Annotated in this window: 5 protein-coding genes; 2 read left to right on the forward strand and 3 right to left on the reverse strand. The window is 74.3% G+C overall.

Going from position 1 to position 6,575, the window contains the following annotated elements; translation table 11 throughout:
• Window positions 1-1,863: LuxR family transcriptional regulator (locus HTZ82_RS13590; protein WP_217624082.1), on the forward strand; the 1,863-nt coding region annotated here is incomplete at its 5' end.
• Between the two features lie 66 nt (window positions 1,864-1,929).
• On the opposite strand, the gene HTZ82_RS13595 is transcribed toward HTZ82_RS13590, so the two are convergent.
• On the reverse strand, window positions 1,930-2,148 hold the full coding sequence (locus tag HTZ82_RS13595; RefSeq protein WP_175409615.1) for a hypothetical protein: 219 nt from the start codon (window positions 2,146-2,148) through the stop codon (window positions 1,930-1,932).
• Window positions 2,149-2,318: 170 nt separating this feature from the next.
• Between HTZ82_RS13595 and HTZ82_RS13600 the strand changes: the two genes are divergently transcribed.
• Window positions 2,319-3,431: a class I SAM-dependent methyltransferase gene (locus HTZ82_RS13600; protein WP_175409616.1), complete on the forward strand. Its 1,113-nt coding sequence runs from the start codon at window positions 2,319-2,321 to the stop codon at window positions 3,429-3,431.
• 26 nt (window positions 3,432-3,457) lie between these two features.
• Here HTZ82_RS13600 and HTZ82_RS13605 read toward each other — a convergent pair whose 3' ends face one another.
• Together HTZ82_RS13605 and HTZ82_RS13610 are read right to left on the reverse strand one after the other, a co-directional pair.
• On the reverse strand, window positions 3,458-5,401 hold the full coding sequence (locus HTZ82_RS13605; RefSeq protein WP_175409617.1) for a rhamnogalacturonan lyase: 1,944 nt from the start codon (window positions 5,399-5,401) through the stop codon (window positions 3,458-3,460).
• 163 nt (window positions 5,402-5,564) lie between these two features.
• On the reverse strand, window positions 5,565-6,575 hold a 1,011-nt coding region (locus HTZ82_RS13610), incomplete at its 5' end, for a DUF6777 domain-containing protein (RefSeq protein WP_175409618.1).

Genomic DNA, 6,575 nt, shown 5'->3' on the forward strand with positions numbered 1-6,575 from the left:
GCCGTCACGTTCACCGCCGGCCTGCTGCCCACCACCCTCGTCCACGACACCTGCTGGACCGAGCGAAGCCGCGCCCACACCGCACTCGCCCGTGTCGTCGACGACCCCGTCGAGGCCGTACGGCACCGGGCGCTCGCCACCGACGTACCCGACGAGGAGCTCGCCGCCGAGGTCGCCGCGGCCGTCGAGACCGTACGCCGCCGCGGCAACAGCCCCCTCGCCGCCGAACTCGCCCTGCTGGCCGCCGAGTCCACGCCCGTGCACCTCGCGCGCCGCCGTATCGCCCGGCTCGCCGAGGCCGCCGAGGAGGCCGCCCGCGCCGCCCGCGCCGATCTGGCGATGCGCGCCGCAGCCGACCTCCTCGCCCGCGACGCCACCCCCGAGGACCGGGTGCGCGCACGGCTCGCCGTCCTCGACACGGCCGGGCAGGGCCTCACCGACCTCGACGAGCTGTACGTGCACGCCATGGAGGACTCCGAGGGAGCCCCCGGCCTGCGCGCCGCCGTCCAGATGCGGCTCGCCGTCAAGCACGTCCTCGCCGACGGCGACCCCGTGCGCGCCCGCGCCGCCGCCGTCGAGGCCGCCGCGCTCGCCACGTCCGTGGGCGACCGGCACACCGCCGCCCAGGCCCTCACGCAGCAGGCCCGCATGGACCGCGTCCTCGGCGTGGCGGGCGCCGAGGAGACCCTCGCCGAGGCCCGCGCCCTGGAGATGGCCGACCGCCCCCTCGGCGTCCGCAACGCCGCCCAGATCCTCACGGTCCGCCACGCCCTGTTCGACGACCGGCTCACCGAGGCCCGCGACCAGATCAACGCGCTGCTGCCGCTCGTCGAGCGCCGCGGGCCCGTCGAGGACACCATCGAACTCCTCCACACCGTCGCCGCCGTCGAGTCCCGCCTCGGCCAGTGCGCCGCAGCGCTCCAGCACGCCCGCCGCTCCCTGGCCCTGACCCTGGAAGCCGGTCTGTCACCGGGGCCCGCCTGGTACACGCTGGCACTCGCCGAGACCGCGGGCGGCTCCTTCGCCCGCGCGCTCAGCTACGCCCGGCGCAGCGCCCAGGCGTCGGAGGAGGAGGGCGACCACGTGTTCCTCTCCCGCAGCCTGTACGCGCTGGGCCGCGTCCAGCTCCTGACGGGTGACGTCGCGGGCGCCCTGGAGACGCTGCGCCGCGTGCAGGAGGGCGAGGAGGCCCAGGGGCACGTCGACCCGTCGATGCTGCGCTGGCACGAGGAGCTGGCGGAGGCCCTGCTCGCCAACGACGCCCGCGACGAGGCCGAGTCGCTCCTCGCGGACGTGGCGCCCGTCGCGGAACGCCTCGGCCGGGCCACCGTGCTCCTCGGCCACGACCGCGCGTACGCGATGTGCCTGGCGGCGGGCGGCAAGGCGGAGGAGTCGGCCGGGCTGCTGGCGGAGACCGCCGACCGGTTCGCCGCGCACGGCCTCGTACTGGAACAGGGGCGCTGCCTCATCGCGCTGGCTCGCGTGGAGCGGCGGCGCCGCCGGCGGGCGGTCGCCCAGCAGGCGCTGCAGGCGGCCGCCACCGTCTTCGAACGCGCGGGCGCCGCGCCCTGGCTGGAGCTGACGGGTGAGACGCTCGGCCGGGCGGACGTCGCCTCGGCGGGCCGGGACGCCCTCGCGCGGCTCACGGACGCGGAGGTCCGGCTGGCGCGGATGGTGGGGCAGGGCGCGAGCAACCAGGAGGCCGCGGCGCGGCTGTATCTGAGCGTGAAGACCGTCGAGGCGCGGCTGACCCGCATCTACCAGAAGCTCGACGTACGCTCACGCGCCCAGCTGGCCACGGTCATCAACACCGCGCCCGGAAACCGGACCGGGGCCGCCGCGGTGAGCGACGGCCCCGGCTGAGGGGAAGGATCGGCGGGTCGGGAGATCGGGGGTTCGGGAACTCCGGCGGGCTCGCGGACCCCGGGGTCAGCGCCCCGCGGTCTCGCCGCCCTGCGTGGCGGTGCTGTCCGTGGACTCCTCGCCGGTCGCCCCGTCCAGGACCGAACCGACGACGTCCGAACCACCGACGAGGGACCCCGGGTCCCCGAGAGCGTCGCCGACGACGGCGTGGGACGAGGGCGTGACAAGGGCGGTGACGACACCCGCGGCGAGCGAGGCCACGGCGAGCATGCTGCGCTTCTTCATGCCCCGCTCAACTGCGCAGCCGCCGCAGGGTCACGCCCGAAACCTTGTACGGGCGCGCTGCCGCTTCCGCCGCACCGGCCTACCGTGGGAAAGGGAGCACCCCGCGCACCCCATGCACCCCGTGCACCCCGCGCACCCCGCAGCACCCCGAGACGGCCTGAGGAGCGGCCATGGCGACCGTCGAGAACGAACGGAACACCCGGAGCGCCGGTACGGCAACGCCGGACGGCGTCGATCCTGCCGCGCAGGAGGAGTTCGCCGGGCGGGTGGTCGGCGTGCTCAACGCGGCCAACACCGCCCTGCTCACCAGCGTCGGCCACCGTACCGGGCTGTTCGACGCCATGAGTACGCTGCCCGCCGCCACCAGCGCCGAGATCGCGGAGGCCGCGGGGCTCGACGAGCGCTACGTACGGGAGTGGCTCGGCGGCATGCTGGTCAGCGGATTCGTGACGTACGAGCCGGACGGCGCCCGCTACACCCTGCCGCCCGCCCACGCCGCCTGCCTCACCCGGGCGGCGGGGCCCGACAACCTGGCCACGCTCATGGGGTACGTGGCGCTCATGGGCGGCGTCGAGGACCAGGTCGTCGAGGCGTTCCGGAAGGGCGGGGGAGTGCCGTACTCGGCGTACCCCCGTTTCCAGGAGCTCCAGGGGCAGGAGAACAGCAGGGTCTTCGACGCCGCGCTCGTCGACACGATCCTGCCGCTCGCCCCGGGCCTCAGCGAACGGCTGCGGGACGGCGCCGACGCCCTCGACGTGGGCACCGGGCAGGGCCACGCGCCCGTCGTCATGGCCCGGGCGTTCCCGCGCAGCCGCTTCCACGGCCTGGACCAGTCCGCGGAGGGCATCGCCGCGGGCCGGGAGGAGGCCGCGCGGCTCGGCCTGGACAACGTCGCGTTCACCGTCGGCGACTCCACGGAGCTGCCCGGCACGTACGACGTGATCACCGCGTTCGACGTCATCCACGACCTGGCGCGCCCCGCGGAGACCCTCGACGCGATCGCGGCCGCGCTGCGCCCCGGCGGGATCTTCCTGATGGGCGACATCGCCGCGTCCAGCAAGGTGGAGGAGAACATCGGGCATCCCCTCGGGCCGGCCCTCTACGGCTTCAGCGTGTTCTATTGCATGACCACGTCCCTGAGCACCGGCGGCGCCGGCCTCGGCACGGTGTGGGGCGAGCAGACCGCCCGCCGCATGCTCGCCGACGCCGGCTTCACGCACGTGGAGACCCACGGCATCGAGGGCGACCCGTTCAACCTGTACTACGTCGCCACCAAGGACTGACAGCCCGTGTCCGCCGGCCCGGCCGGCTAGCGCGTCCCTAGGTAGTAACTGACCTGCGGCGGCTGGTTGTAGCCGGTGTTCTGCCAGGCCACACCCAGCCGGTACACCGGGTCGTGCATCAGCGTCGGCAGCCGGAACTCGGTCGGGTGCGGGGTGGTGTAGAGGCGCAGCGCCGTCGAGTCCGCGTTGCGCCAGATCATCTCCTCGCGCCAGTCACCGAGGATGTCGGCGGACAGAGCCGGGTTGCCCTTGGTCCAGTTGTTGGACTTGGCGTCCTGGTCGTACCAGATGCGGGAGAGCTCCGTGGAGCCCTGGTACTTGAGGATCTGCGCGTAGCCGACGCCCGCCGACCCCGACCAGCGGTGGTCCAGCAGCTCCCGGTGTGCGTCGCCGTCCCACCAGATCGCGGAGTTGAACGAGGCGCCGCCGGCGAACGTGGGAATCGCGTCGCTGATCTTCGTACCGTTCGCGGCGTACAGGCCGCCCGCGCTGGACCAGCACTCGGCGCCCGCGTGGTCGCGGGTCAGGTCCGCGCAGAGGCCGCGCCCGACGTCCGAACCGGTCCGCTGACCCCACAGGATCTCGCCTGTGCGGGCGTCGTGCATCTCGTACCCGTAGGCGGCGTTCGTGTGCTCGTGGACGTTGAAGGACTCCAGGCCCGGGCGGGACGGCAGGAGGTCACCGACGTGCAGCGCGTCGCCGTGGCCGAGCTTCGTGGTCCACAGGCCGCTGCCGTCGTCGTCGACGGCCATCGCTCCGTACAGGATCTCGTCCCGGCCGTCCCCGTCGACGTCCGCGACCGCCAGGTTGTGATTGCCCTGCTGGTCGTAGCCCTTGCCGTAGTTCGTGGAGGAGTTGGTGTCGAACTTCCAGCGGCGGGTGAGGGACGAGCCGTTCCAGTCGTACGCGGCGAGCGCGATCCGCTCGTAGATGCCCCGGCTGAAGACCATGCTGGGGCGGGACCCGTCGAGGTACGCGGTCGCGGACAGCAGCCGGCCCTCGCGGTTGCCCCAGGTGTCACCCCAGTCGGCGACCGAGCCGCGGGCCGGTTCGAAGGGGACGGAGTCCATGACGCGGCCCGTGCGCCCGTTGAAGACCGACAGGAACTCGGGACCGCTGAGCACGGCGCAGTTCGACGCGAGATGGGAGGCGTTCGGGTCGCCGATGACGGTCCCGGCGGAGTCGCGGATGCCGTCGGAGGTGCGGACGGCCATCTCGGCGCGGCCGTCGCCGTCGTAGTCGTACACCTGGAACGAGTCGTAGTGGGATCCGCTGCGCACGTTGGTGCCCAGGTTGATCCGCCACAGGTGGGTGCCGTTCAGCTCGTACGCGTCGAACAGCGTCGGCCCGGTGCAGGTGCCCGAGTTGGCGACGTCCGTCGCGTTGGACGGCACCCACTTCAGGACCAGCTCGTACGCGCCGTCGCCGTCGAGGTCGCCGACGCTCGCGTCGTTCGCGGAGTACGTGTAGGCGACGCCGTCGCGGGTCGTGCCGCCCGGCGGTTTGCGGAGCGGGATGTCGAGCCGGCCCGCTCCCCACACCGAGGCGCGCGCACCGGGCTGCTCGACGCCGCCCACGACGGCCCGCACCTCGTACGAGGAGGAGGCCGAGCCGCCGGTGTCCAGGTGGTTGGTCTTCTGCGTGGTGGTGATCAGCGTGCCGCCCCGGTACAGCCGGAACGACACGCCGGACGGGTCGTCGCCGAACATGCGCCAGGTGACGAGTACGCCGCCGCTCGCCGGGACGGCGACCACGCCCCGGTCGAGGCGCTCCGCGACGCGGGCGGCGGCGAGGGCGCCGGACTCGGCGGTCACGGCGGCCGTGGCGGCGTCCGCGGGCCGCTCGACCGTGAGCAGGCCGCCCGTACCGGCCAGCGCGGCCGCGAGCAGCGCCCCGGCGAGACGGCCGGGGCGCCGGAGGGAGCGGCGGGCATGGGGCGAAGGGGTGGAAACGCGGGGGGACGGGGACATCACACGACCTCGCTGTCGGGGACGGGGGATGTCCCTGGGTCGTCACCCGGGCGAGGAAGGTTGCCGGTTCAATAAGTTGTTCGGGGAGCGGGATCGTGCCGCATGCGGGCTCGTACCGGATGCCGGGCCCATACCGGATGCCGGGCTCATGCCGGAGCCGGGCTCATTCGCGTACCGGGCTCTGCCCCTGCGGTGAGCCGTCGGCCGGCGGTGCCTCGGTCGTCTCGCCCGGCGTGCCGGTGTCGGTCGTCCCGCCCGGTGTGCCGTTGCCTGGCGTGCCGTTGCCGGGGGTGTCCTCCGGTGTCGCGTCGGTCGGCGGGGAGGTCGGCGAGTCCGCCGGTGAGGTGACCGGGCACGGCGTGCCGGTGGCCGGGGCAGGGGCGCCCGGGGGAATCGTGACGCAGCCGGGGCTCGTCGGCGGCTCCGACGTCGTCGGCGTGTCGGTCGGTGACGTGGTCGGCGACGGGGACTTCGTCGGGGTCGGCGTACCGGTCGTCGCGGGCTTCTTGTGCGGGCGGTGGATCTGCTCGCCGGTCTTCACGTCGATGAGCGTGAAGGTCGGGACGGGTGTCGGCGCGGGCACGACGACCACCGTCTGCGACGCCTGGAAGCCCGGCCAGGTCGTCCCGGTGACCCGCTCCGGGCGGTCGACCTTCGGCCGGTCCAGCGGGTTGCCGCAGGCGCAGCGCACCCGGGGCACGCCGAACTCGTCGATGAGGACGGCCGTCCCGGCCTGCAGGACGGCCTGGTACGGGCGGGCCTTGCCGTCCCGGAAGCCGTGGTTGGTGACCAGCGTGTCGAGACGCAGCTGAACCGGCGTCAGGCCGCGCAGGTACGCGGGGATGCCCTCCGGTGTCGTGGGCGACACCGACGCGAACGCCTCCGCCTTCGCGCGGTCCGCGGTGAGGTGCCGGATCTGGAGCTCCACGTCGCACACCGCCCGGTCGCCGCTGCCGCCGTACAGCTCGGGCGCCGAACCGGCGAACCGGTGCCGCTCCTGCGGCGGGGGCTGCTGCACGGCGCCGGCGCGCGAGCCGTTGGGCGTGAAGCCGTCGGGCGGCTCGTACGACACGGGCTCCGCGCTGACGGCCGCCTGGGCCTCGTCGGGGCGGGTCAGGACGACGGCCAGGGCCACCGCCGCGACCAGGACGCCCACGAGGGACGCCACCGCCGG

The organism is Streptomyces sp. TRM64462, from assembly GCF_013362995.1.
Taxonomy (GTDB): Bacteria; Actinomycetota; Actinomycetes; order Streptomycetales; family Streptomycetaceae; genus Streptomyces.

Bases quoted from the DNA above. Each gene is read 5' to 3' on its own strand.
- HTZ82_RS13605 (WP_175409617.1), bottom strand. From the start codon at position 5,401: ATGTCCCCGTCCCCCCGCGTTTCCACCCCTTCGCCCCATGCCCGCCGC.
- HTZ82_RS13595 (WP_175409615.1), bottom strand. From the start codon at position 2,148: ATGAAGAAGCGCAGCATGCTCGCCGTGGCCTCGCTCGCCGCGGGTGTC.
- HTZ82_RS13600 (WP_175409616.1), top strand. From the start codon at position 2,319: ATGGCGACCGTCGAGAACGAACGGAACACCCGGAGCGCCGGTACGGCA.